Source organism: Nocardia sp. NPDC005366 (assembly GCF_040606855.1).
Lineage (GTDB): Bacteria > Actinomycetota > Actinomycetes > Mycobacteriales > Mycobacteriaceae > Nocardia.
Genome location: NZ_JBEXFQ010000013.1, coordinates 104,710 through 131,680, shown reverse-complemented (window position 1 = coordinate 131,680; position 26,971 = coordinate 104,710). Strand labels below are relative to the sequence as shown.

The window sequence follows — 26,971 nt, the reverse complement described above, 5'->3', positions numbered from 1 at the left end:
TTACGGCGCGGCGTCGAAACGGAGATCCGAGATAGCCGACTGGAACTGGTTGCCGGAGTTGCCGAGTCCGGTGATCCACACCAGGACGTAGCGGGCGGAAGCCTCGGCGCGGACCGGGATCTCGGTGGCGCCGCCGGTCAATTTGGCCGAGCCGATCAGCTGGGTCTGATCGAGGGTCGGGGTATCCGTAGGCGAGGTGCGGATCTCCACCGTGGTGCCCGCGCTCGGCGAGTTGATCGAGACATTCGTCAACTTCGCCGGGCTCGGGAGCGTCGCCAACAGCCCGACACCCTTCTTGAGGGCCGGGAACTGCTGGAAGTACTGATCGGTACGCCACATGGTGCCCGGATTCTGGTCGAGCACCGCTTGGGCATTGGACCCGTTGTCGGGGGTGCCCTCCGGGGAGAACACCGATACCGCGGTCACCGGAACCGGCACGCCGCCGGTGGACGAATCGTTCGGAATCGCCCCCGGCGCGGGCGCGACCGTGCTGTTGGTGGTGAGGCCGATATTGCGCTGCTCGTTGAGCGGGGCATCCGATGCGCTCGGCGCGAATACGCTGACCATCCACCAGATGATGATGCCGACCACCAGCGCGGCCAGGATGCCGAGCCCGACCATGATCCACATCATCCGCTGCGACCGTTCGCGTTCGGCGGCAAGCAATTCGGGATCGGCCAAGGAGTTGTCGATGGCGTTGGTCGACGCGACCTGGCGCTGGCCGAGACGGAGCACCGGGATGAAATCGGTCTTCTGATCGACGACCGATGCCTGTTCGAGCACATGCTGCACGGTCGCCGCGGTGCGAACGCCCTTGTTCGACTCCAGCGAGCGCACGGCGACCGCGGAAATCTCGAACGGCACCTCCGGACGGATCTGGCGTGGCTCGACGGGGGTGCCGTCGGGACCGAAATCCGCCAGGTGCAACCCACCGACGGTCGCCGCGGTGCCGGCCAGCCCGCCCGTGCGGATCGGCCAGCGGGCCGTGATCAGCGCGTACAGCATCGCGCCGAGTCCGCGGACATCGGATTGGGCGTCCGAATCCGACAACGTGCCGGGGAAGGCGAGTACGGCGTCACCCGAAGCGCTGATCCTGATCCGGTCCGGATGGTCGATAGACAGCGAACCGCCGCCGCGATGGGCCATCTCGGCCGCCGAGGCGAGTGCCCGGATGGCCCGCGCCGCGCCGATCGGCGACGGCACCATCTCGGCCATCTCGCGCAGTGATCTGCCCGGCGTCCACTCGGCGACGACGATGCCGCCGGAACTACCGCGGACTACGTCCAGGACGCGGGCGAGACCGGGCGAATTGATTCGACCGAGCCGCAGCGTGCGCGACAGGATCGCCTGTGGACCGTCGTGACCGGCGTTCTCCGCCGCCTTCTGATCGGCATCGACGAAGGTCAGGGCGACCTCGCGATCGAGTTTGATATCCAACGCCTGCCAGAATCTGAGTCCGCGCGCACCGCCGTGGCCCGCCAGCAGTCGGTAGCGGCCACCCGCCACCGAAGCGCCGGGAATCAGTTTGGGCCCGCGCGGCGCCCGCCGTCCCGCCGGATCCGCGGGTGGCGGCGGAGCCAACTGCGGAATCGGGATCATGCCGGTGTCGTACATCGGATCTCGTGGCGCGGGCCCCTGACTCTCCCTCGACCCCTGATCCGGACCCGGAGGCCCTGAATCACCCGCGCCGTCCGGGGTTCCCGGATTCGACGGGTGTTCTGCGGCGAGCGGGAGATCGGTCGAGAGGCCGCCTGCCGCGGTCACAGAAGAATCGGCGGCTGGGACGCCGCCCACCGCCGCGTCGTCGCTCACCCTTGGTCCTCCTTCGCCCTGATATGTCGAGGTTCCGGCGAATTCGCCACTTGTGCTCTTCTGCCGAACAGGGTACGGGAACTCGCCCTTACCGGTGCTGTCAACGGCATCGGGTCTGATTACGGGCAGCACCATGGTCTGGGTGTCCATATACGGGTCGAATGACGAATACCCATACAGATCCGGCCGACGCAGTACCTGCGTCGCGTACACATCCTCGACCGGGCTGTCCAGATCGAGATCCGGTGCGGGCGGTGTGAAGCCGAGGCGGCGCGACACGGCCACCGTGATCCCGACGATCTCCGGGATGCCGGCCAGGCGCATGAGACCGAAGGCGACCGAGAACATGACGATCGCCGACAGCACCACCCGGATCAGCGAGCCGAATCCGCCCGAGAGCCGGTCGAGACCGAGGATCGCGTTCACGATGAGCATGACCGCGCCGCCCGCGACCGAGGCGAGTACGACGCGCGACACCGTGCGCCCGACATTGGCCATGCGCAGATCGCCGAGACTGCGGTGCAACAGGAAACCGCCGATGATGGCGCCCGCGCTGAAACCGAGACCCGTCGCGACGCCGAGGATGATGACGACCTGGTCGCTGTTGTTGGCCAACGCCGGTGCGAGCGCGGAGAACAGCACCTTGATCGCGGTGATGCCGAGGATGATCCACGTCGGGGTCCACGCCTGTTCCCTGGCGTAGAAAACGCGCAGGTGGATGAGGACCAGGGCGTAGGGAATCAGTGCGAAGGCCGACCAGCTGACCGCGTAGCCGAGTCGTTCGGCATCGCTGGCGAATCGGGCGTAGCCGAACAGCGCCTCGCCCACCTGCGGTCCCGCGAGCGTCAGGAAGGTGACGACCGGGACGAGCGCGATCATGGTCAGCCGGGTCGCGACGGAGAGATCATCGACAACGGCCGGTGTGTCGTCGGCTGCGGCATTGCGGCTGAGCCGGGGCATGATCGCGGTGAGCAGGGTGACGCCGAGGACGCCGTAGGGCAATTGCAGCAGCAGCCATGCGTTCTGGTAGATCGCGGGACCGGCCTCGTCAGCGGTCGAGGAGATGTGGTTGGCGAAAATCGCGCCCATCTGGCTGATGAGCACGTACAGCATGATGGCCGCGCCCATCCTGCCGAACTGCCTGAGCCGGGCGTCGACCCCCCACAGCGGGCGCAGATCGATGCCGTAGCGGCGGATCGCGGGCAGCAGGCTCAGCGCCTGGGTGACGACGCCGAGGGTGATACCGCCGCCGAGCACCAGAAGTTTCGGATCACTCATCTGCACCGGGTCGAGGGTGATCTCGCCCGGGGTGAGCGCGTACAGCGCGAGCACGATCAGGACGACGACGTTGTTCAGCACCGGCGCCCAGGCGCCCGGTTTGAACGCCTGCCTGGTGTTCAGGATCGCCGTGAGCAGCGCGGACATGCCGTAGAAGATGATCGCGGGCAACAGCAGGTAGGTCAGCGCCGTTGTCAACGAGGTGTCGACCTTGCCGTCGGCAGAGACGAAGATATGCGTCGCCAGCACCGGCGCGGACGCCATGGCCAGCAGTGTCGACACGGTGAGGACGACGAATGCCGCCGTCACGAGTCTTCGCACGAACGCGACGCCGCCGTCGGCGTCCTCTTGTTCGGCGCGGACCAGGGTTGGCACCACGATCGCGGTCAGCACCGCGCCGAGGACGAGTTCGGCGATCATATTCGGGATCAGGCTGGCCGAGGTGTAGGCACTGGCGATGGCGGGGCCGAGCGCGGTCAGCAGCAGCAGTTGTTTACCGAAGCCCGTGATGCGGCTGATCAGCGTCGCGAACGCGATCGACCCGGAATCCCGGAGCAGTCGCGCGTTCGCGCTCTCCGCGGAGTTCTCCGTGTCGCGTCTGTCACGCCCCTCGGGCTCGGATTCGGTGACGACCGGCCAGTCGTGGGTACGCGGACGGCTCGGCGCGGCGGGTTCGACCCGCTCGGTCGGAACAGGTCGCCGTCGCTGCGGGGCCGGACTCGGCTGCGGCTGCGGATAGTTCGGCGGCGGCGCGAAGCGCTGTGGTGGGGCCGGATTCTGCGGAGCAGGCCCGCGGCGCACGGGTGGCCCGGGGTTCGGCGCTCCCGCGCTGGGCTGGCCGGGTCTGCCCGTGCCGGGCGGCATCGGGCGCGGCCTGCCCTGTCCGGGCGGCGGGCCGGGCGGGTACTGCCGTTGACCCGGGTGCGGGCCGGAACGCTGCGGCGGCGCGGGCTGGCGGGGAATCGCGCCGGGTTGCGCGGGCATCGGCCCCGACGGCGGCGGTACCCGGCGGTCGGGCGGCGGTGGCGGCATCTGACGTCCGGGTGGCGGCAGAGGACGGCTGACGCGGGGGACGCGCGGCGGCTGACCGCCATAGGGGTCTCTCGGCGTCATGCCAGGATCCTCCCCCGGATCGGCCTGCGGGATCTGTCGTTCCCACGGTGCGGCAGGTGCCCGGCGAGCCGGTGGCCCGTCAGGTCGTTCATCAGATGGGGACCGATGAGCGGACAAGTCATCGTCGCTCATCATGCCTCCTGTACCGCGCCGGACCTCTGCATCAGGCTCACTCGAGGTCCGGCGTTTCGCCGAGTTCCCACCCGTCGAGCTCTCCCTATTGTGCTGCCATCGGGCCCGTGACACACAAACGCAGTTTCCGAACAGTTGTCCTGAATCGTACCGATGTGCCGTTGGGGGCTTCGGTTCACTCGCCGTCACGCTCCCGCATGACCTTCTTACGGGCACGCCGATACCGGCTGACCCGCCGAACCGTCCCGGGGTCGAAGCCCTCGTCGGCGGGGTCGGGCCTGCCACGGAACCTGCGCCACAACCGGCGTCCTGCCAGCACGAACAGCAGTAACCCGGCGCACGCCGTGATGATCGCCAGCGCCTGACCGTAGGCGTTGGAACGCACCGAGACCGACGTGGCTTTGCCGAGCGGAATGCCGTCGGGGGTGGTCAGTGAGATCGGAATCACCAGATTGCGGCTGTCGCTGACCTCGCTCGGAATCTGGAACGAGCGGGTGCCCTTGGGCGGCAGTTGTTGCTCACCGATATCGGTGATGCGCGTCTGCGCCGGCGCCTCGATCCGGAAACGAACGCGGATCGCGACCGGCAGATCGTTGCGCGCGACCAGCAGCAGCGGGCTCTCTTCGGAGGCGAGTGTGTACACGCCGCCGGGCGGAAGCACCGTCACCGCTCGATACGACTCGTCCAACGCCTTCCTGGTCTGATCGAGCCTGCGCTGGGCGAAGGTGTCGGGCGGAGCGCTGTTGCCGGAGCGGCGATCCGAGAGCGAAAGCACCCGGACCAGGTCGTCGCCGAGCGGTGCGAGGTAGGCGCGCGGCGTCGGCTCGGATTCGGGCACCTCGACGAGCGCGTGCATCAATTCGGTGATCCTGGTGGCCTGCTCGCGGACCGGGAGCATGAAACGACCTGGCACGGCGTCCTTGGCGGCCTGGGGCAGATAGTCCAGTTGGTAAGGCTGTGCGTCGGGCTGCTCGGTCAGCAGGTCGGCGAAGGGACGCGCGGTGGCGAGATTGGCCCGCAGCAGGAGTTCGACCTGGCGCAGCAGGGCCCCCGCCTCGTCCCGATTGGCGCCCCACTGCTGCGGCGGCATCAACAGTTGCGACCTCGGCCGACCGGGCTGCGGATTCAGCGCCGTCCACGAGATCGCGCCGAGTGCATCCTGCATGCGCGCGGTGCGGGAATCGTTGGTGACGTCGTAGCGGACCCGGGTCGGCGTGAACGACGGCGTCGGCGGATTCGAGCCGACCGCGGCGAGCGCGGTCGCCGACCAGATGTCGAAGGTGGCCGCGCGCAGCGCCGAATCGGGCGCGGGTCCCGGCGCGGCGGGTGGCGAAGCCGGACCGGCGGATTCGGGCGTGGCCGTTCCCGCGGACTGCGACGCGGTGATCTCTGGGAGGCGGATCAGGGCGGGCGCGGCCGGTTCCGATTCGGTACGGCTGCCGGTCGTCGCCGTCGTTCCGAGGCCGCCGGAGGTGGCCTCGGTCGAATCGTCGCTGCGCGGAGCGCCGACCGGGACCACGGCGGTATCGGCGAGGACCGCCGTATTGAAACCATTGGTGCGCAACAGCATGCCGGCACCGGCATCGATACTGCCGGAATCGGGCAGGCTGACCCCGCGCACCGAACGGGTCGCCAGCAGCGAGTCGACGATATCGGCGGGGGCGTGCAACGCTCGAGCCGACACGGCTGGATCGTTCACCGCGGCCAGCGCGGCAATATCCACCTGTGCGAAAGGAAGCGCCACCGTGCAGACCGAGGACGCCGCCGCGCGCAGCCGGTCCAGCCACGCCTGCGCGGCGTCCGCGCCCGATCCCTCCCGTGTCGCGCCATCGGGATCGGACGGACTCGCCAGCACGCGATAGCCGTTGGTCATGGCCTGCGCGGTGATCAGCAGATCCGGATCGACCGCGACACAGAGCGCCGAGTCGAGGTCGCGCTCCTTGGCCCCGCCGGAGCCGAGGACGGATTCCAGGGCTCCAAGCAACTGCTCGAGCCTGCCGCCCTTTCCGAGCGAGGCCGCGAGATCGTCATCGGTGAGTTCGGCTTTCCCGTTCACCGAACCGGGCACGCCCGCGACCAGACGCGGCCGATCCGCCAGCGGCCAGAGCAGGGTGGTCGCCACGGGAGCGTCGGCGGGCGCGGGATCAGTGGGGCCGCCTTCGGTCGCGGCGGGCAGACCGAGCACGGGCAGCAGGAACCGCGCGTCATCGAGTCTGGCCTGACTGCCGTACGCGGGCTCCCCGTTCACATTGAGCAGCAGCGGATAGACGCCGGGCGCGGTGAGGTCGAGCGAAGGAACGCCAGAGGAGGGGCGCAGCGGAATACTCAGCGCGAACTGTTTGCGCTGACCGGGAGCGAGCCGTTCGGCGACATCCTCGAACGGACCGGCGACGTCGTAGTTGACCTGATCCAAGCGCAGCGCGTACCGCAGATCACTCGGTGTGGTGATGGCCGCCGCGCGCTGGATACGGACGCTCACATCGTCGACCACCCGGTCTCCGATATTGGTGACCGTGCCGGACACGGACAGCAGTGCGTCGCTGGTCGTGGTGACCGCCGACGGTGTCACCGAATCCAGTGACAACTTCAGGAATTTCGGCGTCGCCGGGCTGCTCGAGTCGTTCGGCTGCGCCAGAGCGGTGCTGCCGAGCAGCACGGGCACAGACGTCACCGAACCGAGCAGGATCAGGACCGCCACGATGATCCGGACCAGTCCACGCGTCATCGCTTGCCGGTCTCCATCCGGTCGATCAACCGATTCGCGACCTCGGCCAGTCGCCGTTCGTCGGCGTAGGCAAGCCGGGAATCCAGCTCGCTCAACGGAACCCAGGCGACCTGGGTGACCTCGACATCGGCGTCGGACAACTCGCCGCCGACCGAACGCATGAGATAATGGTGCACGGTCTTGTGTACCCGCCGACCTTCGGTGACGAACCAATAATCGATACTGCCGAGTTCGGCGACGACCACCCCGTTGATGCCCGTCTCTTCGGCCACTTCGCGGATCGCCGTCTGCTCCGGCGTCTCGCCTTCCTCGATATGGCCCTTCGGTAACGACCACAGCAACCGGCCCCGCCGATCGGTCCGCCCGATCAACGCCGCGCTCCGCAGATCGCCGGGACCGTCGAGCCCATCGACGACCAAACCGCCTGCCGAGGTCTCCCGGACAGTGCGCATGCGAGGTTTCGCCGCGTTGGCCGCCGAACTGCGGCGCCGGGGCTGGCGGCGTCGACTGTTCGCTCGATCGGCCGGGGACACCAAGCAATCCTACTGTGCGTCATTGTCGTGCCTCCGGCGCGGCGTGCTCGCGGTGCGCCGATGTCGCGTCGCGGAGCTCGCCCGGAACGGGGGTTCTCCGGGTCGCGGCGGTCGACCGGTCGGAGGCGCTCGGTAAGCTGCCTGTTCGTGGTTTCGCCCAAGTCCCCCGATGACGCAGCGCTGGATCGACGTACCCGATTACTGGCCGCCGCCGCGGTCACGTTGGGAGGGTTGTCCGATGTGCTCACGCCGCTGGGCGCGCTGTTCGCGTCGCGCGGTCATCAGTTGTATCTCGTCGGCGGCAATGTGCGGGACGCCGTGCTCGGGAGGTTGGGTACCGATCTGGATTTCACCACCGACGCCAAGCCGGACGAGGTGCAGGAGATGATGCGCGGCTGGGCCGATCATCTGTGGGACACAGGCGGATTGGCCTTCGGCACGGTGAGTGCGGCGAGGGGCGATCAGCAGTTGGAGATCACCACCTTCCGCAGCGACAACTACGACCGGGTGTCGCGGAATCCGGCGGTGACCTTCGGCGACACGCTCGAGGGTGATCTCGTGCGCCGGGATTTCACCGTCAACGCGATGGCGGTGAAGATCGGCGCGGACGGCGCGCTGGAATTCATCGACCCGCTCGACGGTATCGAAGCGCTGCTCGCCGGTGTCCTCGATACGCCCGCGGCGCCGCAGGACTCGTTCAACGACGATCCGCTGCGCATGTTGCGCGCCGCCAGGTTCGTCTCCCAGCTCGGTTTCGAACTCGCCCCACGGGTCGCGACCGCGATCACCGAGATGGCGGAACAGATCGATCGGATCACCGCCGAGCGGGTTCGCACCGAACTGGACAAGTTGATCGGTGGCGCGCATCCCATCGATGGCATCAATGTGATCTGCGAGACCGGTCTGGCCCAGCGGGTGCTGCCCGAGGTGCCCGCCATGAAACTCGAGATCGATGAGCACCACCAGCACAAGGATGTGTACTGGCATTCGCTGACCGTGCTGAAGCAGGCCATCGACCTCGAAGACGGCGATCCGGATCTGGTGCTGCGCTGGGCGGCGCTGCTGCACGACATCGGCAAGCCCGACACCAAACGTAACGAGCCTGCGGGCGGGGTCAGCTTCCACCACCACGAGGTGGTCGGCGCGAAGATGGTGCGCAAACGGATGCGCGCGCTGAAGTACCCCAAGCAGTTCACCGAAGAGGTCGCGCGACTGGTCTTCCTGCATCTGCGTTTCCACGGGTACGGCAAGGGACAGTGGACCGATTCCGCGGTGCGCCGCTACGTCACCGACGCCGACGAGCTGCTGCCGCGGCTGCACAAACTGGTTCGCGCCGATTGCACCACCCGGAACAAACGCCGCGCCGCCGCCCTGCGCGCCACCTACGACGAACTGGAGGAACGCATCGAGCGCCTGCGTGAGCAGGAGGATCTGGCGAAGGTGCGCCCCGATCTGGATGGCAACGCGATCATGGAACTGCTCGGTCTCGCACCCGGTCCGGAAGTCGGGAAGGCGTGGAGCTACCTGAAGGAGTTGCGTCTCGACCGTGGTCCGCTGAGCAGGGAAGAGGCCGAATCGGCGCTGCTGGAATGGTGGAAGGGACAGTCCTGATCAGAAGATGATCAGGGTGGTGCCCGTCACGATCGCGGACCGGATCTGCGCCAGATCGAAGGAGCCGGTCATTTCGGGCAGTTCGACGCGGAAGCGGACGAGATCGCCCTCGCGGGTGGCGTATGCCACCCGTGCCCGATGGGGCAGCCCGTCCAGCCGCAGGCCCGGCGCGCGGATCAGAGTTCGCGGCACGCGGACGCCGAGCCAGTGCGCCCGACGGATGTCGACGGTGAGCATGTCGTCGGTAATGGACGCGTCGAGGAGCACGGACAGCCTGCGAGTGCGATGCGCGGCCCTGATCAGGCCGCTCTCCTCGACCATCAACTCCCAGTCCAGCGGCTGCTCGTTGAGCCAGCCGACGAGTGCGGCGACGGTGAGTGCGCCTTCGACGTCGACATGGGAGGTCCGGACCTTGGTCGGCACGCCGGGGATCATCCTGACCCCGTGCGAGATCACGGTGACGGCCTCGATCGGATGGGCGTCCCAGCGCATCCGCGACAGCACGGTCTTGCTCTGGAAATGCGCGCCCCGGCGACGTACCTGTAGTACCTGCAGGGTGGCGTGCACATCGTGGCCGAGCAGCGTCGCCGTGACCTCGCGGCCGCCGAACCGGCTCAGAATGCCCTCACTGAGCATGGTCATCAATACGTCGGGCATCAGCGCGGTGACGGTACCCATGCCGAGGTCGGCCAGCGGATCCACCCACGAGGTGGTGACGGTGACCCACTGCTCCAGCCAGGATTGGTCGAACAGACGCTTACCGAGATCGACGGCACGTAACGGCGACCATGACTTCGGATCGAAATACGTGGCCATGATCGGTCCGAGAGTACTCGGCGGCGAATGGTGGCACAGTGGGAATGTGGTCCGAGTCACCGGCGCGCGGGTTCTCGGATCGGCTCGAGCGACTCTCGGAGGATGGATATGCCGCTGGATCTGAACAGTGATCTGGGCGAAGGTTTCGGCGCCTGGACGATGGGCGATGACGCGGCCATGCTCGACATCGTCACCAGCGCCAATATCGCGTGCGGATTCCACGCGGGTGATCCGTCGATCATGCGCCGGACCTGCGGGCTCGCGGTCGAGAAGGGCGTGCGGATCGGCGCCCAGGTCGGCTACCGCGACCCGGCCGGATTCGGGCGGCGCGCGATCGCCATGGATCCCGGCGAGTTGCGCGACGAGACCCTCTACCAGATCGGCAGCCTCGACGCGTTCGCGCGTGCCGCGGGCGACCGCGTGCGCTATGTGAAACCACATGGCGCGCTCTATCATTCGGCGGCCAAGGATCGGGAGTACGCGGACGCGGTGATAGCCGCGCTCGTCGAATACGATCCGAGGCTGGCGCTGCTCGGACCGGCGGGCAGCGCATTGGAGGACGCCGCCGTGGATTTCGGCGTGCGATTCGTCGGCGAGGGCTTCGCCGACCGCGCGTACACCCCCGGCGGCATGCTCGCACCGCGCGGAGTGCCCGGCGCGGTGCTGCCCGAGAACGACGCGGTGGCGCAGGCGGTGTCGCTCGCGCTGACGGGGCGGGTGCGGTCGGTCGACGGCGGCAAGGTGAAGGTGGTGGCGCAGAGTATCTGCGTGCACGGTGATACTCCGGCCGCGGTGGAGATGGTGCGTCGAATTCGCCTGTCGCTCGATGATGCCGGAGTACCGATCGAATCGTTCGCGTGATCGGCGGTAGCTGATGATCGAACCGATGCCTCGCGTCCAACGCGGTTCCGAACGGTGGCGCGCGGTGAGTGGTGACAGTGCCTCGACCGAGGCGGGATTCGACGCGCAGCGGCTGATCCGGCCCGCGGGTGACCGGGCGTTCCTGGTGACGGCCTCGATACCGGGGATCGTCACCGCCCTGCGCGCCCGCGCGATCGTGGGTGTGCGGGATGTGCTGCCCGCGGCGGAAACGGTTCTGGTGACACTCGATTCGGTGGACGACGCCCAGCGGGTCCGCGACGAACTGGAGACGCTGCTGCGTCGCGTCCACTCCGGGCCCGGAGGTGATGTCCGTGGAACAGCCCGGGCGGGCGAGTCTTTCGAGTCCGCTGGGGAGCCCGTACTCATCGAGGTCCACTACGACGGCGCGGATCTGGCCGAGGTGGCACGCCTGCTGGACATGAGCGTCTCGCAGGTGGTCGCCGCCCATACGGGGACGGTCTGGCACTGCGGATTCATCGGTTTCGCACCGGGTTTCGGCTATCTGGAATCGCCGGACGGACGCCTGAACGTGCCGCGCCGGGAACAGGCTCGCACCGTCATCCCGGCGGGTGCGGTCGCACTCGCCGGCGGCTATTCGGCGGTGTATCCGCGGGGAACGCCCGGTGGTTGGCGACTCATCGGTCACACCGAGGCGCCCCTGTGGGATATCGATCGCGATCCGCCCGCGCTGATTCGGGCCGGTACCGCGGTGCGCTTCATCGAGGTGGCGCGGTGATCGTCATCGAACGGGTCGGCCCGCTCGCCACCATCCAGGATCTCGGCAGGCCGGGCTGGTTCGATTCCGGCGTCGGCCTTTCCGGGGCCGCCGATCGCGGTTCGTGTGCTCTCGCCAATCGACTCGTGGGCAATCCCGAGGGCGCCGCGCTCATTGAGGTGCTGGTCGGCGGCGTGCGGTTGCGCGTGGACCGGCACCACACACTTGCGGTGACCGGCGCCCCAGCCCCCGCTGCCGTCGACGGCGTCCCGGTCGGACGCGCCAGTGTGCTCGAACTCGACGCGGGACAGACCCTCGGGCTCGGCCTGGCGCAGCGGGGTCTGCGCAGCTATATCGCGGTGCGCGGTGGTATCGATGTCGCGCCGGTACTCGGCTCGCGCAGTCTCGACACGATGTCGGGTATCGGCCCGCCGCCGCTGCGTCCCGGTGATCGACTGCCCGTCGGCCCCGCGCCGCCTACCTTCCCGATCGTCGACCTCGCCCCCGTCGCCGAGCTCTCGGCAGACGCCGTCACCGCGCGCGTCATGCTCGGCCCCCGCGACGACTGGTTCACCGATCCGGGCGCGCTCTTCGAGGGAGAGTGGTCGGTCTCCCCCGATGCCGACCGTGTCGGCGCCCGATTGGATCGCCGGACCGGACCGCCGCTGCGTCGCCGTATTCGCGACGAATTGCGCACGGAGGGTATGGCACTCGGCTCGATCCAGGTGCCGCCCAGCGGCAGGCCGGTGATCTTCCTCGCCGATCATCCGATCACCGGCGGCTATCCGGTGATCGCGGTCGTGATCGATGCCGACGTCGATCTGGTGGCGCAGGCACGTCCGGGGCAGCCGGTGCGTTTCCGGCGGGCCGCTCGATAGAACCGAACGGCTACCGACCGCTCATCGCGGCGAATCCAGCTTCGCCCGCATGAGATACACGTTGTAGCTGTCCCACGCCGACATCGTGAAATACAGATCGGTATCGGTCGACCACGGATGGATGAAGCCGCCGTATGCCTTCGGGTAGTCGGCGGTGGCGACCACCGGTACGGAATCCGTCCAGATGCCCTGCGGCGTAGCGGAATGCCGCAGCACGATCGAACCCTTGGCGGAGTCGAGGTACATCATCTGCCAGCGGTCGGCTGTCGGGTCGTAACGAACCGAGAGCTCGCTCGCCACGCCCTGGAACAGCGGCGTCGCCTGATTCTCCGCCGCGGGCGCCCAGGTGCCGTCCACCCAGTACTGGTAGGCGGATTTGTTCAGCACCTCGTCTTTGTCCACCCGTGCCAGCGCGGTGACTCCGATCCGGCCGTTGGGCGTGCCGAACATGTAGACGTACTCGCCCTTGGGAACCATCGCGCCGACCTGGAAGCGGCCCAATCCGAAAAGGTTGTCCCACCTGGCGTGCTGATCCTTGGTCCAGGTGTTTCCGCCGTCGTCGGAGTAGGCGATGCCGCCGTAGTTCGTCGACCACATGCCGGGGATGCGGCTCCAGTGGTTGACCGACATATAGCTCAGGTACTGCCTTTTCCCGAGGGCGAAGCCCGAGGTCGGGATGACCGTGGTCTCCCAGTTCTTGATCTTGCGGCTGGACAGGAATTCCGCGGCGTGGCAGCGACTGTCCTGCACCATGGTGTCGAGGGTGAGTCCGTCGGAGAGGTCCCGGTCGGTGCTGAAGCCGAGCACATTGCTGCGCCAGTCGGGTCCGCCCGCGCCGCCGAACTCCCAGCCTTCGCCGAAGGTGTCACCGAACACGACGGCCACCTTGCCCGGTTCGGTCTCCCACATCAGTCCGAGATCGGTGCCGTCCACCTGCCAGCGCATATCGGTGCGGTTCTCGGATCCGTGCCCGGTCACCTGGCCGACGAATTCCATGGAGCCGAGCCGGGGTACGGCAACGGGTTCGGATACCGGACCGGGTTCGATCGGATGCACGACGCGCGGGGGCGCGGGTTGCGGCGGGTCGCTCTCGCCGCCTGGCACCGGAATCGGAATGGGTTCGATCTCCGGGCGGATCTGGATGCGCGGCAGCGAGAACGTGGCGGACCCCGAGCTCGAACCCGAGCCGGAACCGGAGTTCGAGCCTGTGCCGGAACCCGATCCCGATCCCGAGTTCGAGCCCGTGCCGGAACCCGAGCCGGAACCGGAACCGGAACCGGTGTCGGGCGGTGTCGCCTCGGACTTCGGCGACTGTTCGGTCTCGACCTGCTTCGGCGTATCCCTGACATCCGGACACGGGTTGCGGCAGGGATCCTCCGGCAGCGGTGCGGGATCGATCCGGGTGTTGTCCTGCGGCGGGTCGGGCACCGGCACCGGGGTCAACTCGGGGACGGGAACCGGGATATCGATCTGCGGTGGAATCCGGATCGGCGGGGCGGGCGGCAGACTCGGATCGGATTCGCGTGCCAGCGGGTCGAATCCGATCTCGCCGCAGACGTTCGTAGGCGGCGGCGCCCATGGTGCGGGAGCGGCCTGCGCGACAGGCCCGGGCAGGGATAGCGCTGCGAGGAGTGCGACGCTCGAGAGTGCCTGCCTATCCAGCTTTCCCGGCAGCAAGCCCATGACTGTCGACTCCTTGTTGATTCGTCCTGCGGGAAGATCAACTTACCGGATCGTCCCACCTCGAGCCGGGTGCTCGGCTCGAGGCCGCGACGAAATCGTGGCGGAACCGGATGCGATCGGCTCGCGTCCAAGAAGGTATGAACGAGATCGAGTACGTGTTCGGCACGGGCGATGGCACGGTGCACGTCTGGGCATCCGAGGCGGATCTGGATCTGGCGGATACCGGTACGACCGATGCGGTCCAATTGGATTTCGACGGCGACGGTCTCGCCGACGACGCCCTGTGGGATGCCACCGGAGCGGGCGTAGCCGATATCGCCGCTCTCGATCTGGACGACGACGGTGTACTCGACCATTTCTATACCGATCCCACCGGACTCGGCACCTGGGAGCACCGGATCACCGGCGCCGCCGCCGACGCTGCCGCAGAGCCCCTTGGCTGGATCGTGCGCACGGGTCCGTTTCCGGACACGAGTCCCGAATCGAACAACATGGTCGCCGAGGGTATTACCGAGGTGCTCGCGGAATACCCTTTGGCACAGCCCGATACCGCGGGAAGGGATGCCGACGACCTGCTCGAGCACACCGGGGTCACCGTCACGGACAGGCGCGGCCGAATACTCGAGGGGGATACCGAGCCCGGCGCGGAACCCGCTGGAAGTGCCGATCCCGATATCCCTTTCGGCCGCTAACCGAGGGCGCTGAGTTTCCGCCGATCCTGGGCCGGGCCCCGACGCAATACGAGCAGGACGGCCGCGATACCGCAGCAGTAGATAACGGCCCCGGCGATGACGAGCGGAAGGGAACGGCCGTCGGGCGGGATGATCAGCGCGGCCGTCGCGATCGCCAGGACGAAGGCGATATTGAAAACCGTGTCCTGGAGTGCGAATACCTGTCCGCGCCTGGCGTCATCGATATCGATCTGCATGGTGGCGTCACCGGTCAGTTTGATCGTCTGGCCGGCCAGTCCGAAGAAGAACGCACCGAGCAGGAGCAATTCGTGCGCCCGCTGGAGGGCGGCCCCCGCATCGGCCACCGCGATCGGGGTCACCAGCGTCACCTGCACGACCGCCGCCGTGCACAGACCCGCGATTACCGTGCGCGGACGTCCCCACCGTGGAATCAGCAGGGGCGCGACCGCGGCGGCGACCAGCATGCCCGTCGCGGTCGCGGCGATGGCGACGCCGAAACCGACCAGCCCGGACCCGAGCCCCGAACCGCCGGTCCGCGGCTGGCGCAACACGAGCACCATGAGCAGAGTGTTGCCGCCGAAGACGATCCGGTGGGTGCCGATGCCGATCATCGCGGTGGTCACCTGCGCGGACTGCCACACGGCCCGCGCACCGGTGCGAAGTCCGGTCGCGATCGCGTGGATCGCGCTCGATCCCGCGCTCGTTCCCGGCGCCGGACCCAGTACCCGAGGGCGGAATCGGAGCGCGATCACGGCGCTGGCGATCGACCCGGCGCCGCTGGCCGCCACCGCGACCGCCGACCCGGTATCACCCGCGCCGACCAGTCCGATGATCGCCACCGCCATCGCGGCGCCGAGACCGGCGCACGCCGAGGCCACCGTGGCGAGTACGGAATTCATCGGCACGAGCCACTGCTGCGCGAGAACTCTCGGCAGTGCCGCCGATACCCCGGCCATCACGAACCGGCTGACCCCGACGACCGCGAGAGCCAGAAGTAACAGTGGCGTCTCCCCGATGCCGGCCAGCAGTCCGAGGGTGACCACCCCGATCAGCACGGCGCGCGACGCATTGGCGACGAGCAGCACATTGCGCCGGTCCCATCGGTCGAGCAGTGCGCCCGCGTACGGCCCGATCAGCGAGTACGGCAACAGCAGGACGGCGAAACCCGCCGCGATGGCCAGTGGATCGGTTTCGCGCTCAGGATTGAACAGGATCGCGCCCGACAGCGCGGCCTGGAACATTCCGTCGCCGAACTGCCCGGCGAAGCGCACGACCGCGAGCCGCAGGACGGCCGGGTGGTCCCGCAGCGCCGCCCGCCACGCCGCCCGGCGCGGGCCCGGTGGCTCGCCGGCCGGTAGCGAGCCTTCGGGGCGAGCAGTGGACACACCGCCGATTGTCCCCTGCCGCTCGCCGCGTTCGCTCACGCGGGATGCGGCGAATCGAGCGTACGGACCAAGGCGCTGATGGTTTGCCGCATATCGGGCGCCATCGGCAGTCTGTCCAGCGCGGAGGCGTCGATCCAGGCGAAGGCGTCGTGTTCGCCCGGCGCGACCGCGACGTCGCCGGGGTAGGCCTCCACGACGAAGCTGAATTTGCGTACCTTGGCCTTGGTGCGGGTCGCGTAGTCGATGGCGCCGAGGAATTCGGTGATGTCGCGCACCCGTAGTCCGGTTTCCTCGAAAAGTTCGCGGGCCACGCACTCGGCGAAGGTCTCCCCGGATTCCACTCCACCGCCTGGCAGTTCGTACATCCCGCCGTGGTAGTCGTTCGGCACGCGGCGGACTACCAGAAGTTTGCCGTGGCGGAACACGGCGACACCGACGACGAAATCGCCGATGCCGTCAGCGCGCGCGGCGGCGCGGAGTTCCTGCTCGATGCCGGTGAGTTGCTCGGATCGCATCTGGCTGTCACCTCCGGTTACGTTGTGCCGCATCACCTTACGAATCCGGCTTCGTCATGTTCGGAGTCTTGTTCGCGGTACCCTACTTGGTCGCGCCCCGGGTCGACCTACCGGTTGGTACTCCTCGCCTTCCGTTCACCCGCTGGTCGCTCGCGTAAAATGCCGAGTGCAGGACAATTTACTAGGAATTCGGAATACCGCGTCGGATGTGCTCCTACCCTGAAAGGTGATCGGTGCACGGTCCCGAGAGGAGGACCATGATGTCCACACTCACGACACCACACATCGATATCCATCGCGGCGGCGACCGTATGAAGACTCGCGTCTCCTGGCTGGATTCGAAGCACTCGTTCTCCTTCGGCGAGCACTACGACCCAGAGAACACCCATCACGGCCTCTTGCTCGTGAATAACGACGATGTCGTATTGCCAGGTCAGGGCTTCGACACCCATCCGCACCGGGATATGGAGATCGTGACCTGGGTGCTGGACGGCAGCCTCGTGCACCAGGATTCACTCGGCCACAGCGGTGTCATCTATCCCGGACTCGCCCAGCGGATGAGCGCGGGCGCCGGGATTCTGCATTCGGAGAGGAACGACTCGTGGCGGCTCGACGGTTCGGTCGAGCACGACGATCCCGTGCATTTCGTCCAGATGTGGGTGGTACCGGACGAGCCCGGTCTCGATCCCGGATATCAGCAGCTCGAGATCGATGACGAGCTGGCCTCCGGCGCATTGGTGACGGTGGCCTCCGGCCTGCCGCGTTATCGCGATCGCACCGCCATCGCCATCGCCAGCAGCCACTCCGCGTTGCATGTCGCGCGCATGTCCGGTGACGAGGACCGGGCCGTCGACCTGCCGGACGCGCCGTACACGCACGTCTTCGTGGCTCGCGGTGAGGTCGAGATGGAAGGCGTCGGCACGCTCTACGAAGGGGACGCGGTACGCCTGACGCGAACCGGCGGACAGCGTGTCACGGCGAACCGCCCGGCCGAGATCCTGGTGTGGGAGATGCACGCGCGCCTCGGGGGGGCCTGACTCGGCGGGGCCCGGCGCGGGCAGGGCACGGCGACGACGCCGCGCCGCGACCTATTGCACGGTTTGTCCGATTAACATCCCGACCCAGGGAGCGCGATCAGTAGGCAGTGAGCCGCGCGAGCGCGCCCGACCGGACCCCGAGGAACCGGTAGCGCCCCGCGGCGCTGACTGAGAGGAAGTCCATGTCGCAATATCCGCCACCTGGTCAATATCCCCCCGGCCAATACCCGCCGCCCCCGTCCGGTCAGTATCCGCCGCCGGGCGGCCAGTACTGGCAGGAATCGCCCAAGGGCAAAGGTATTGCGGTCACCGCTCTCGTTCTCGGCATACTCGCGATCTTCGGCCTGCTCGTGGTGGTCGGCGGTTTCCTTTTCGGTGTCTTCGCGGTGATCTTCGGCATCATCGCGCTGGTCAAGGTGCGTCGCGGCACCGGTGGCGGTACCGGATTCGCGGCGACCGGCATCGTTCTCGGCGTCATCGCGCTCATCGCGGCGACGGTGATCTCGATCGTCGGGTGGAGCCTGTTCGTCAATTCCGGCGGCAAGGATTTCCTCGACTGCGTCAACAAGGCGGGTAACGACCAGTCCAAGATCGATGACTGCGAGCGGGAGTGGAATCAGAATATCGAGGACAAGTTCAGCATCACGCTCACTCCGCGGCCGACACCTTAGCCGCGGGCGCTGCGCAGGCTCTGGTCGCGGCCACCACCTCGGCGAGTCCAGGGCGGTAGTCGCGCTGAGGTGCGGCGACCCAGCACCGGTAGCCCCCGTGCTCGTCCGAGGGTGAGGGCAGCACGATCCGGCTGCCCGGCTGCGCGACCGAGGCGCAGACCCGGAACAGATCCGAGAACAGGGCGATATCCAGGTAGGAGTTATCGGTCGGGCCGGTGAGGAAGGTCCACCGACCCGAACGCGGATGCGCGATGATCGGTCCGAGCGGCCCGCGTGCGCCGATCAGATCGCGGACGTGCTCGCCGAGCGAGGCGGGCATGACGACCGCGCCGACCGCGCCGACTTCCAGCATGATGCGCCCGAGTGAGGCGTCGACCACGCCGTATAGCCGGTGCTCCTTGCGGTACCTGCGGCAGCGGGCGAACGCGTCCTGGATCGCGGTGTACTCCTCGGCGACCGCACGCGGCGGCCGGACAGGTGTGACCGTGCTGGATGGTCGATCGCTGAGCTCAGTCATATCAAACCTCGTCTCGAATCGAACGTGACGGGTGAATCGGCCGCTACCTCGAGACAGTAGCCGTGTGCAACTGGATTGACAATAGTCACACGCGGGTGGATCGACAGCGCGTAGCATCGCTGGTCATGGCACCCGTCTCGCCTACTGTCGCGCGCTGGGAGTTGGTGCTCCGGCTGCGTGAACTGCGCGAACAGCGCGGATTCGATTCCGCGACATTCGCCAAGCAGGTCGGATTCACCGCGGCGAACTGGTCGCACGTGGAGAAGGGCCGCCGCATGCTCACCACCAATACGATCGGTCCGGTACTCGAAATGCTCGAGGTCGACGCCGAAGAACGCGAGGAATTGCTGGCGCTGCTGGCTTCCAGCAAACAGCGCGGCTGGTGGGCGAAATCCTCGGCGCTGATCGGCCCGGAACTGCAACGGCTCTACGGCATGGAGTACGGAGCGCAGAGCATCCGCAGCTACGACAGCCTGATCGTGCCCGGCCTGTTGCAGACCGAGGACTACGCGCGGGCGCTCATCAGCGCCGACGTCATGATCAGGCCGGTGCAGGTGGAACAGTTGGTGGCGATCCGGATGCGCAGGCAGGAGCGGCTGCGCGGACCGGAACGCGTGGAGTTGACGGCGGTCATCGGCGAAGGCACCCTGTTGCAGCAGACCGGTGGCCCGAAGGTGCTGCGTGGTCAACTCGAACATCTCGCCGCGTTGAGCGAGGAATCGGACAGTATCGCGATCAGGGTCATCCCGTTCACCGCGACCGCGGGGGCGATCCTCGGCGGGGCGAGCTTCCATTTGCTCGACTTTGCCGGTGAACAGCTGCCCACCTTCGGGTGGGCGGAGAGCGCGGTATTCGGTGGTGTGGTCGACGACCCGGGTCTCGTGCGTGACCTGGCCTTCGCCTATGTGCGGGCCAGGGAGCAGTCGCTGAGTCGCACGGATTCATTGGCGCTGATCAGGTCGTACTCACGAGTGTAAAATGCGCCCCATGGCAACCACCGCTACGTTCCGGTCGGTTTGTACTACCGACTGGTTCACGTCGACAAGGTCTAACAACGGCAACCAGTGTGTCGAGGTTCGTTTCGTCGGTGATGCGGTGTTGGTCCGTGACAGCAAGTACCGCCGCGATCCGGCCAACCTCCTAGCCGAGGAGCCGATCATCACCGTCACCGCGAACGAATGGACCTCGTTCCTGACCCTGCTCGCCACCGGAGGATCGGCCGATCGGTTGATCACCCGGACCGCTTCGGACGGCACCACTTCGCTGTGTCACGGCGATATCACCCTCACCTACACACCCGAGGAATGGGACGCCTTCATCGCGGGCGTCCGCGACGGGGAATTCGACCGCGCCATCCTCTCCGCCTGACCGACCCATCCATTTCCCCCGGCCGCGACCGCGGCCGGGGCACACACTGCGGTCGGCGGCTACCGTGACGCCCGGTTCTGGGCATACTGGTGAACGTGACCTCCGAGCTGAGCAGTCCCTCCGGTATCGATCTGTCCTACCGCGACGCCGCCGTCCGGGTGCAGGACGATCTGTTCGCACATGTCAACGGCAAATGGTTGGACGAGTACACGATCCCCGCCGACCGCGCCGTGGACGGAGCCTTTCGTACTCTCTACGACCAGGCGGAACTGGATGTGCAGCGGATCATCCAGAACGCCGCGGCCGAGCAGGCCGCCGCGGGCACCGACGCACGTAAGATCGGTGACCTCTACTCCAGCTTCATGGATACCGAGGCGGTGACGGCCGCCGGACTCGGGCCCATCTCGTCCGAACTCGCCGCGGTGCGTGAGATCGGCGATCGCAGTGCCTTCGCGACACTGCTCGGCCGTTTCCAGCGCACCGGCATCGGCGGCGCGCTCGGCTTCTACGTCGACACCGACGACAAGAACTCCGACCGCTATCTGCTGCACGCCACCCAGTCCGGGATCGGGCTGCCCGACGAGTCCTACTACCGGCAGGACGAATTCGCCGAGATCCGCGACAAGTACATCGCGCATATCGGCCGTATGTTCGCACTGGCCGCCGCCGATCCACGGATCGCCGCGCTGCTGCCGCGCGATCTGGATACCGTGGGGCAGCGGGTCTTCGAACTCGAGAGGAAACTGGCCGCCGGTCACTGGGACGTGGTGCGCCGCCGCGATGCCGAACGCAGTTACAACCTCACCACTTTCGAGGCGCTGTCCGCTAACCATCCCGAATTCGACTGGGCGGCATGGACCGAGGCGCTGGCCGAGGGGGTCGACCGTTCCGGGCCCGAACTCTTCGCCGAAGTGGTTGTGCGTCAGCCCGATTACGTGCGGGCCTTCGCGCGGGCATGGGCCTCGGAATCGCTCGAGGATTGGCAGGCATGGGCGTCCTGGCGCGTGCTTCGTTCCCGCGCACCGTATCTCACCGATGCCGTGGTCGAGGAGAGTTTCGACTTCTACGGCCGCACCCTCACCGGCGCCCAGGAGAACCGGGAGCGATGGAAGCGCGGTGTCTCGCTGGTGCAGGATCTGCTCGGCGAAGCGGTCGGCAAACTGTATGTGGCCGAACATTTCCCGCCCGCGGCGAAGGCGAGGATGGTCGAACTGGTCGCCAATCTCCAGGAGGCGTACCGGCGCAATATCGCCGAACTGGAATGGATGGGTCCGGAAACCCGCAAGGCCGCACTGGCCAAACTGGAGAAGTTCACGCCCAAGATCGGCTACCCGGATCGGTGGCGTGACTATTCGGCCGTCATCATCGACCCGGCCGATCTGGTCGGCAACTACCGCAGTGGATACGCCGCCGAACACGACCGCGACCTGAACAAACTGGGTGGGCCGGTGGATCGTGACGAATGGTTCATGACCCCGCAGACGGTCAACGCCTACTACAACCCCGGCATGAACGAGATCGTCTTCCCCGCCGCGATCCTGCAACCTCCTTTCTTCGATATGAACGCCGACGACGCGGCCAACTACGGCGGTATCGGCGCGGTCATCGGCCACGAGATCGGCCACGGGTTCGACGATCAGGGAGCCAAATACGACGGCGACGGCAACATGATCGACTGGTGGACCGACGCCGACCGCGCCGAATTCGGTAAGCGCACCAAGGCTTTGATCGAGCAGTACGATGTGCTGTCGCCCCAGGCGCTGTCCGACGAGCACACCGTCAACGGTGAATTCACCATCGGCGAGAACATCGGCGATCTCGGCGGACTCTCCATCGCGCTGGAGGCGTACCGGATCTCCCTGGACGGGACCGAACCCCCCGAGATCGACGGACTCACCGGATTGCAGCGTGTGTTCTACGGATGGGCCCAGGTCTGGCGCACCAAGGCCCGCACCGAGGAGGCCGTCCGGCGTCTGGCCGTCGACCCGCATTCACCGCCGGAATTCCGGTGCAACGCCGTGGTCCGCAATATCGACAGCTTCCACGAGGCCTTCGACGTGCGGCCCGGCGATTCGCTGTACCTGGATCCGGCCGAACGCGTGAAGATCTGGTAGGTCCGAGCCCGCGCTGAGGTGTGGGACGTGGCATCGGATTCGCCTACCATCGGCACGTGCGTGTGCTGGTGACGGGTGGAACGGGTTTCGTCGGCGCGTGGACGGCCGACGCGGTCGCCGCCGCCGGTCACCACGTGCGGTTTCTCGTCCGTGATCCGTCGCGGCTGACGGCACCCGCCGCACTCGGGGTCGATACCGCCGACCATGTGGTCGGTGACATCACCGACGCGGATTCGGTGCGCACGGCACTGCTCGGATGCGACGCGGTCATCCACTGTGCGGCCGTGGTGGCGACCGACCCTCGCCGGGCGCGGGAGATGCTGACGACGAATACCGTCGGTGCGAGAAATGTCCTCGGAATCGCGGCCGAACTCGGTCTCGATCCGATCGTGCACGTCTCCAGTTTCACCGTGATGTTCGGACCCGCAACAGCGGTGGTGTCCGCGGATCTGCCCGTCGTGGGTGGTTCCGACGCCTACGGGCGTTCGAAGGCGCAGGTCGAGCTGTTTGCGCGCGGGATGCAGGACGCCGGTGCGCCGGTCGTCATCACCTATCCCGGTATGGTGCTCGGACCGCCCGCGGGCAATCAGTTCGGTGAAGGGGCAGACGGTGTCCGAGCCGCCGTCGGCATGGGCTTTCTCCCGGGTCGGCGCGCAGGCTGGACGATCGTCGACGTCCGCGATGTGGCGGCGCTGCACGCCGCGCTGCTCGTCGCTGGCCTCGGCCCCCGCCGCTACGTGTGCGGTGGGCATCGCGTGGGTGTGGCCGACCTCGCCGCCCTGTTCTCCGAGATCACCGGTCGTACCACGCGCGCCGTCCCGATTCCCGATGCCGCGCTGCGCCTGTTCGGTCGGGTCAGCGACGGGCTCACCCGGATCGTCCCCTTCTCCACTCCCCTCACCGAGGCCGCCATGCAGTACTACACCCGCATGCCGGAGTCCGACGACACCCCGAGCGAACGCGACCTTGCCCTGCGTTATCGCGAGCCAAGCGAGGTCATCGCCGATACCGTGGCCGGGCTGCGCGCCGTCGGCAGGCTTCGGTAGCGCGGGCGATCCGGGCCGAGACCGAGGGGGCGGGGCCGGAAATGCGAGAAACCCGCGGCCGATCGTCGGCCACGGGTTTCTACGTCGTGCGTGCGGGATCTAGTTCCAGTCACCCATGTTGTCGCCTGCGCTCAGGGTGCCGCCCTTGGTGTTGACGATGATCACCGGATCGCCCTTGTGGGTGTTCTCCATGAACCAGCGCGCGTTCTCGGTGCTCACGTTCAAGCAGCCGTGGCTGGCATTGGACACGCCCTGCTGCGCGACCGACCACGGGGCCGCGTGCACGAAGATGCCGCTGCTGGAGATCCGGGTGGCGTACTCGACCTCGAGTTTGTAGCCCTCGGGATCGGTGACCGGCACACCGTAGGTGGACGAATCCATCGTCATCTTGGGCAGTTGCTCGCCCACGTAGTACGTGCCGTTCGGCGTTTCGTGCTTGGTCTTGCCCATCGAGGTCGGCATTTCCATCACGACCTCGCCGTTACGGGTGATGGTGATGGTGTGCGTGGCGTCGTCGGCGGTGCTGACCAGCGCGTCGCCGACGTGGAAGGAACTACTGGTGCCACCGGCCTCGACCTTCACATCGGTGTTGTCGGGCCAGAACTCGAAGGGCTTCCACCGCACCTGCTTGTCGCTGCGCCAGGTGAACTGGCCGGGGGCGGGCTTGGACGAGGTGATCCTGATGGCCCGCTCCGCCGCGGCCCGATCGGTGATCGGATCCTTGAAGTTGATGATGATCGGCTGCGCGACGCCCACGGTCTCGCCATCGGCGACATTGATGCTCGGCGGCGCGAAATCGGCGTGCGGCGGGACCGGATCGGTCACCGCGGCGCCGTTCGAGCCCGCTCCGATACCGGGCAGCGCCGGCTGGGCCTGAGCGGGAACGACGATCAAGGCGCCGGCCGCCGCGATCGCCGCGGACAATAGGACGCCTCGACCGACCCGGCGGGTACGCCGGCCTTCCCGAATGGAAGTCGGCAGGATCCTGTTGTGGAAAGCGGCTTGCATAGGTTTCTCGTCCATTTCCTGCTCCCGCGCGCGCCGAAGCACATGCGGGATACTCATTGGCGTGGTGCCTGCGGAAGCGCCCACTGGTATTTGACGCGCGGTGCTCGTGCAGCGACACCGCGGGTATGACGACCCGACCCCGTCCCTTCATACCGTCCCGGCATGACATGTATCCAGCGCCGGAGCGCATTGATTCGGTATGCCTATCGGATGTGTCGCCGGACACATAACCCGTTGGCGGCGGCGGACTTTGGAAAACATCCCGCTAGCACTGACAAGTTCGCGCTGGCGGAAAATCTGCGGTCCGTCCGGTTTTTCCTGAATCTCAAACAGTTCGTGACGCAAATCACGACAGAACGTCGAAGGTGATGGCCCGGTACGGCCCGGTCGCGATGTTGTGCGGAACCGACAGCGGGGTACGACCCCTGGCGTATCGGGGGGTGAGGGCGAGCCGGACCCTGGCCAGAATCGTCGCGAGCACGATCCGCATCTCGTATTCCGCGAGTGTCGCGCCGACGCAGCGACGGTGCCCGCCGCCGAAGGGCGCGAATTCGAACGGCCCGAACCGACGCTCGAGGAAACGTTCGGGCCTAAAACGCCCGGGATCAGGCCATACCGTGGGATCGGAGTGCAGCAGCGGCAGGGCGACCCCCATGGTGTCGCCCGCGGCCAGCGCGACGCCGCGCAAGGTGAAGGGGGCGGTGAGCCTGCGCAGCACGATCGGCACCGGCGGGTGCAGCCGCAGCGTCTCCTGACATACCGAGTCCAGATACGGCAGGGTCGCCAGTCGCATCGGATCGGCGTCCGAACCCGCCGCGCGCACCTCCGCGCGGACGCGCGCCAGCACCTCCGGTTCACGATGCAGGTGATAGAGGGCCCACACCACGCTGGTCGCCGTCGTCTCGTGCCCGGCCACCACGAGCGTGCGCAATTGCTCGCACAGCTCGTCGTCGGAGAGCGTGACGCTCGAGTTCAGCAACATGCCGAGAATATCGGTGTCGTCGGATCGCCCGGTGGTGCGCCGGTGCGCGATATCGGCGCGAATGAGCCGATCCACTCGGTCGCGCGCCGCGAGGAACCGATCCCACGGCGCCCGTCCGAAAGCGCCGCGTCGTAATGCGGGCACCAACAGCAACGGTCCCGAGAACGCGTCGAGGAATTCGGCGACGGCGGTTGTGTACGCCGCGTGACGCTCGCGGTCGTCCACCCCGAAAATCGCGCCGAGGATCACCCGCAGCGTGACCGCGCGGGAGGCCGCGCGCGCATCGATGGTCGCACCGGGCCGCCATGGCACGGATCCGGCTGCGGCGCCCGAGATTTCGTCGATGGCCGAATCCCGGATCAGCTCGCCGTAGGCGCGGATCCTGCCCCGGTGGAACGCGGGCGCGAGCAGCGTCCGGTCGCGGCGGTGCCGCTCCCCCGCCGAGAGGATCAGCGACGCGGCCCCGACGAGGGGTTCGATCGGATTCGGTCGCGGCGGCTCCAGGCTTTCGACCGGCGCGCGGAAAAGCTCGCGCGCGCCGGCGGCGGTCCCGGTGAACAATGCCGTGCCCAGGCCGGGAAAGCGGACATAGAACGGATCGCCTTCCCTGGACCGCCGCCATCGGAAGTACCGGTCGAAATCGATACCCGCCGCGAGCGCGTGCGCGGCGACCAGCCGGGGTGTCCTCGGCGCGGAGGGTAGGGCCACATCCATACCCCTACCTACGATCGGCCACGGCCGTCGGTTCGACCGGGCTCGGTGTTCCCCGGGGCGGTGTTCCCCGGGGGCGGGTGCCTACGGGGTGGACCTGACGACGCCGAACGGGGTGGCAAGGCAACTCGCGCCGGTGGCGCCGTTCCATGCCAGAGCCGACGAGCCGAGGCACACCACGGTGTTCTCCGTCGAGCTGACCTGCGCGCGCGAACCGTCCATGGCGACCGATACACCGAATGCCGCGGGCGGTCGGCCCTCGATGTCGGCGAGCGAGGTCAGCGCGATCGCGTCGGGGCCGAGACCGATCGCGACGGGAACGCCACCCGCGCCCTCGCTTGCGCCGACGCCCCCCGCCGCACCGACTCCGAGGGCGAACGCACCCGATGTCGCGTTCGCGTAACCGACGCCGTCGAATCCGGCCGCGTGCGCGCGGCCGAGGGTGTCGCTGGCGGCTCTGCAGGCGGTGCGTCCGTCGATGCGGGTGACGTCGGTATGGCCTTCCGCAGCGCAATGCACATCGGTTGCTGAGGCTACGGATGGCAGTCCGAAGGAGGTTCCAACCGCCGCGGACGCACAGAAGATCGCGCTGATCAGCTTCATGGACAACCCCTTTCACATTCGACTTCCCACCATACTCAGATCGGTAGCTGGTTACGCGATCACGCTGGTAGACCGGCCAGCCGCTCGCGTCGACTCGACGGCCGCGTTAACGATGGTGTATGCATGGCGTGATATTTCCAAGTA

General features: G+C 67.5%; 22 protein-coding genes. 11 read left to right on the top strand and 11 right to left on the bottom strand.

Annotation, left to right across the window (positions count from 1 at the left end; all coding sequences use genetic code 11):
* The 3 genes from ABZS43_RS17330 to ABZS43_RS17320 all read right to left on the bottom strand — a co-directional run bounded on the left by ABZS43_RS17330 (position 1) and on the right by ABZS43_RS17320 (position 7,593).
* Positions 1–4,203: a lipid II flippase MurJ gene (locus tag ABZS43_RS17330; RefSeq protein WP_355036888.1), complete on the bottom strand. Its 4,203-nt coding sequence runs from the start codon at positions 4,201–4,203 to the stop codon at positions 1–3.
* Positions 4,204–4,510: 307 nt separating this feature from the next.
* Entirely contained in the window at positions 4,511–7,060 is a 2,550-nt protein-coding gene (locus ABZS43_RS17325; protein WP_355036887.1) for a DUF6049 family protein, read from the bottom strand.
* A complete protein-coding gene (locus ABZS43_RS17320) occupies positions 7,057–7,593 on the bottom strand; it encodes an NUDIX hydrolase (RefSeq protein ID WP_355036886.1) in 537 nt (178 codons plus the stop codon). The genes ABZS43_RS17325 and ABZS43_RS17320 overlap by 4 nt, the downstream gene beginning before the upstream one ends.
* 147 nt (positions 7,594–7,740) lie before the next feature.
* Here ABZS43_RS17320 and ABZS43_RS17315 point away from each other — a divergent pair, with 147 nt between their 5' ends.
* A complete protein-coding gene (locus ABZS43_RS17315; protein ID WP_355036885.1) occupies positions 7,741–9,204 on the top strand; it encodes a CCA tRNA nucleotidyltransferase in 1,464 nt (487 codons plus the stop codon).
* On the opposite strand, the gene ABZS43_RS17310 is transcribed toward ABZS43_RS17315, so the two are convergent.
* Positions 9,205–10,020: a hypothetical protein gene (locus ABZS43_RS17310; protein ID WP_355036884.1), complete on the bottom strand. Its 816-nt coding sequence runs from the start codon at positions 10,018–10,020 to the stop codon at positions 9,205–9,207. It lies immediately after the preceding gene.
* 108 nt (positions 10,021–10,128) lie between these two features.
* On the opposite strand from ABZS43_RS17310, the gene ABZS43_RS17305 reads away from it, so the two are divergent.
* From ABZS43_RS17305 to ABZS43_RS17295, 3 genes are read left to right on the top strand one after another with little or no spacing between them, the layout of a single operon-like run.
* Complete coding sequence (locus tag ABZS43_RS17305; protein ID WP_355036883.1) at positions 10,129–10,881, top strand: 5-oxoprolinase subunit PxpA; 753 nt, start codon at positions 10,129–10,131, stop codon at positions 10,879–10,881.
* A 25-nt stretch (positions 10,882–10,906) separates the two neighbouring features.
* Entirely contained in the window at positions 10,907–11,638 is a 732-nt protein-coding gene (locus ABZS43_RS17300; RefSeq protein ID WP_355036882.1) for an allophanate hydrolase subunit 1, read from the top strand.
* A complete protein-coding gene (locus tag ABZS43_RS17295) occupies positions 11,635–12,495 on the top strand; it encodes a biotin-dependent carboxyltransferase family protein (RefSeq protein WP_355036881.1) in 861 nt (286 codons plus the stop codon). Before ABZS43_RS17300 ends, ABZS43_RS17295 begins: the two co-directional genes overlap by 4 nt.
* A gap of 21 nt (positions 12,496–12,516) precedes the next feature.
* Here the strand turns inward: ABZS43_RS17295 and ABZS43_RS17290 are convergent, their stop codons facing one another.
* Complete coding sequence (locus tag ABZS43_RS17290) at positions 12,517–14,178, bottom strand: DUF4185 domain-containing protein (protein WP_355036880.1); 1,662 nt, start codon at positions 14,176–14,178, stop codon at positions 12,517–12,519.
* A gap of 137 nt (positions 14,179–14,315) precedes the next feature.
* On the opposite strand from ABZS43_RS17290, the gene ABZS43_RS17285 reads away from it, so the two are divergent.
* Positions 14,316–14,870 (top strand): hypothetical protein, encoded by a 555-nt coding sequence (locus ABZS43_RS17285; protein ID WP_355036879.1) that lies wholly within the window; start codon positions 14,316–14,318, stop codon positions 14,868–14,870.
* Here the strand turns inward: ABZS43_RS17285 and ABZS43_RS17280 are convergent.
* Both ABZS43_RS17280 and ABZS43_RS17275 read right to left on the bottom strand, forming a co-directional pair.
* Positions 14,867–16,177: an MFS transporter gene (locus ABZS43_RS17280; protein WP_355036944.1), complete on the bottom strand. Its 1,311-nt coding sequence runs from the start codon at positions 16,175–16,177 to the stop codon at positions 14,867–14,869. The genes ABZS43_RS17285 and ABZS43_RS17280 overlap by 4 nt on opposite strands.
* 113 nt (positions 16,178–16,290) lie before the next feature.
* Complete coding sequence (locus tag ABZS43_RS17275; RefSeq protein WP_355036878.1) at positions 16,291–16,770, bottom strand: NUDIX domain-containing protein; 480 nt, start codon at positions 16,768–16,770, stop codon at positions 16,291–16,293.
* 260 nt (positions 16,771–17,030) lie between these two features.
* On the opposite strand from ABZS43_RS17275, the gene ABZS43_RS17270 reads away from it, so the two are divergent.
* Positions 17,031–17,807, top strand: a complete 777-nt coding sequence (locus tag ABZS43_RS17270; protein ID WP_355036877.1) for a pirin family protein — start codon at positions 17,031–17,033, stop codon at positions 17,805–17,807.
* A 182-nt stretch (positions 17,808–17,989) separates the two neighbouring features.
* Positions 17,990–18,478 carry a DUF4190 domain-containing protein gene (locus ABZS43_RS17265; protein WP_355036876.1) on the top strand — a complete coding sequence of 163 codons (489 nt, stop codon included), beginning with the start codon at positions 17,990–17,992 and terminating at the stop codon, positions 18,476–18,478.
* Here the strand turns inward: ABZS43_RS17265 and ABZS43_RS17260 are convergent.
* Positions 18,456–18,995: a hypothetical protein gene (locus ABZS43_RS17260; RefSeq protein WP_355036875.1), complete on the bottom strand. Its 540-nt coding sequence runs from the start codon at positions 18,993–18,995 to the stop codon at positions 18,456–18,458. The genes ABZS43_RS17265 and ABZS43_RS17260 overlap by 23 nt on opposite strands.
* Positions 18,996–19,120: 125 nt before the next feature.
* Here ABZS43_RS17260 and ABZS43_RS17255 point away from each other — a divergent pair, with 125 nt between their 5' ends.
* The 4 genes from ABZS43_RS17255 (at position 19,121) to ABZS43_RS17240 (ending at position 23,523) form a co-directional block, all read left to right on the top strand.
* The gene (locus ABZS43_RS17255; protein ID WP_355036874.1) at positions 19,121–19,972 is read left to right on the top strand and encodes a Scr1 family TA system antitoxin-like transcriptional regulator; all 852 of its coding nucleotides are present in this window, start codon (positions 19,121–19,123) and stop codon (positions 19,970–19,972) included.
* A gap of 10 nt (positions 19,973–19,982) precedes the next feature.
* Entirely contained in the window at positions 19,983–20,363 is a 381-nt protein-coding gene (locus ABZS43_RS17250) for a DUF397 domain-containing protein (protein ID WP_355036873.1), read from the top strand.
* A 95-nt stretch (positions 20,364–20,458) separates the two neighbouring features.
* Positions 20,459–22,477, top strand: a complete 2,019-nt coding sequence (locus ABZS43_RS17245; protein WP_355036943.1) for a M13 family metallopeptidase — start codon at positions 20,459–20,461, stop codon at positions 22,475–22,477.
* A gap of 56 nt (positions 22,478–22,533) precedes the next feature.
* Entirely contained in the window at positions 22,534–23,523 is a 990-nt protein-coding gene (locus ABZS43_RS17240; RefSeq protein ID WP_355036872.1) for an NAD-dependent epimerase/dehydratase family protein, read from the top strand.
* 99 nt (positions 23,524–23,622) lie between these two features.
* Here ABZS43_RS17240 and ABZS43_RS17235 read toward each other — a convergent pair whose 3' ends face one another.
* From ABZS43_RS17235 to ABZS43_RS17225, 3 genes are all read right to left on the bottom strand, one after another.
* Positions 23,623–24,546, bottom strand: coding sequence for a L,D-transpeptidase (locus ABZS43_RS17235; protein ID WP_355036871.1), 924 nt, complete (start codon positions 24,544–24,546; stop codon positions 23,623–23,625).
* Positions 24,547–24,877: 331 nt separating this feature from the next.
* Entirely contained in the window at positions 24,878–26,221 is a 1,344-nt protein-coding gene (locus ABZS43_RS17230; protein ID WP_355036870.1) for a cytochrome P450, read from the bottom strand.
* A gap of 87 nt (positions 26,222–26,308) precedes the next feature.
* Positions 26,309–26,827, bottom strand: coding sequence for a DUF6764 family protein (locus ABZS43_RS17225; RefSeq protein ID WP_355036869.1), 519 nt, complete (start codon positions 26,825–26,827; stop codon positions 26,309–26,311).
* Between the last annotated feature and the right edge of the window lie 144 nt (positions 26,828–26,971).

Coding starts and splice junctions, on each gene's coding strand:
- ABZS43_RS17255 (WP_355036874.1), top strand. CDS start 19,121: ATGGCACCCGTCTCGCCTACTGTCGCGCGCTGGGAGTTGGTGCTCCGG.
- ABZS43_RS17300 (WP_355036882.1), top strand. CDS start 10,907: ATGCCTCGCGTCCAACGCGGTTCCGAACGGTGGCGCGCGGTGAGTGGT.
- ABZS43_RS17225 (WP_355036869.1), bottom strand. CDS start 26,827: ATGAAGCTGATCAGCGCGATCTTCTGTGCGTCCGCGGCGGTTGGAACC.
- ABZS43_RS17325 (WP_355036887.1), bottom strand. CDS start 7,060: ATGACGCGTGGACTGGTCCGGATCATCGTGGCGGTCCTGATCCTGCTC.
- ABZS43_RS17250 (WP_355036873.1), top strand. CDS start 19,983: ATGGCAACCACCGCTACGTTCCGGTCGGTTTGTACTACCGACTGGTTC.
- ABZS43_RS17270 (WP_355036877.1), top strand. CDS start 17,031: ATGTCCACACTCACGACACCACACATCGATATCCATCGCGGCGGCGAC.
- ABZS43_RS17310 (WP_355036884.1), bottom strand. CDS start 10,020: ATGGCCACGTATTTCGATCCGAAGTCATGGTCGCCGTTACGTGCCGTC.
- ABZS43_RS17265 (WP_355036876.1), top strand. CDS start 17,990: ATGTCGCAATATCCGCCACCTGGTCAATATCCCCCCGGCCAATACCCG.
- ABZS43_RS17330 (WP_355036888.1), bottom strand. CDS start 4,203: ATGACGCCGAGAGACCCCTATGGCGGTCAGCCGCCGCGCGTCCCCCGC.
- ABZS43_RS17260 (WP_355036875.1), bottom strand. CDS start 18,995: ATGACTGAGCTCAGCGATCGACCATCCAGCACGGTCACACCTGTCCGG.
- ABZS43_RS17285 (WP_355036879.1), top strand. CDS start 14,316: ATGAACGAGATCGAGTACGTGTTCGGCACGGGCGATGGCACGGTGCAC.
- ABZS43_RS17305 (WP_355036883.1), top strand. CDS start 10,129: ATGCCGCTGGATCTGAACAGTGATCTGGGCGAAGGTTTCGGCGCCTGG.
- ABZS43_RS17275 (WP_355036878.1), bottom strand. CDS start 16,770: ATGCGATCCGAGCAACTCACCGGCATCGAGCAGGAACTCCGCGCCGCC.
- ABZS43_RS17235 (WP_355036871.1), bottom strand. CDS start 24,546: ATGGACGAGAAACCTATGCAAGCCGCTTTCCACAACAGGATCCTGCCG.
- ABZS43_RS17290 (WP_355036880.1), bottom strand. CDS start 14,178: ATGGGCTTGCTGCCGGGAAAGCTGGATAGGCAGGCACTCTCGAGCGTC.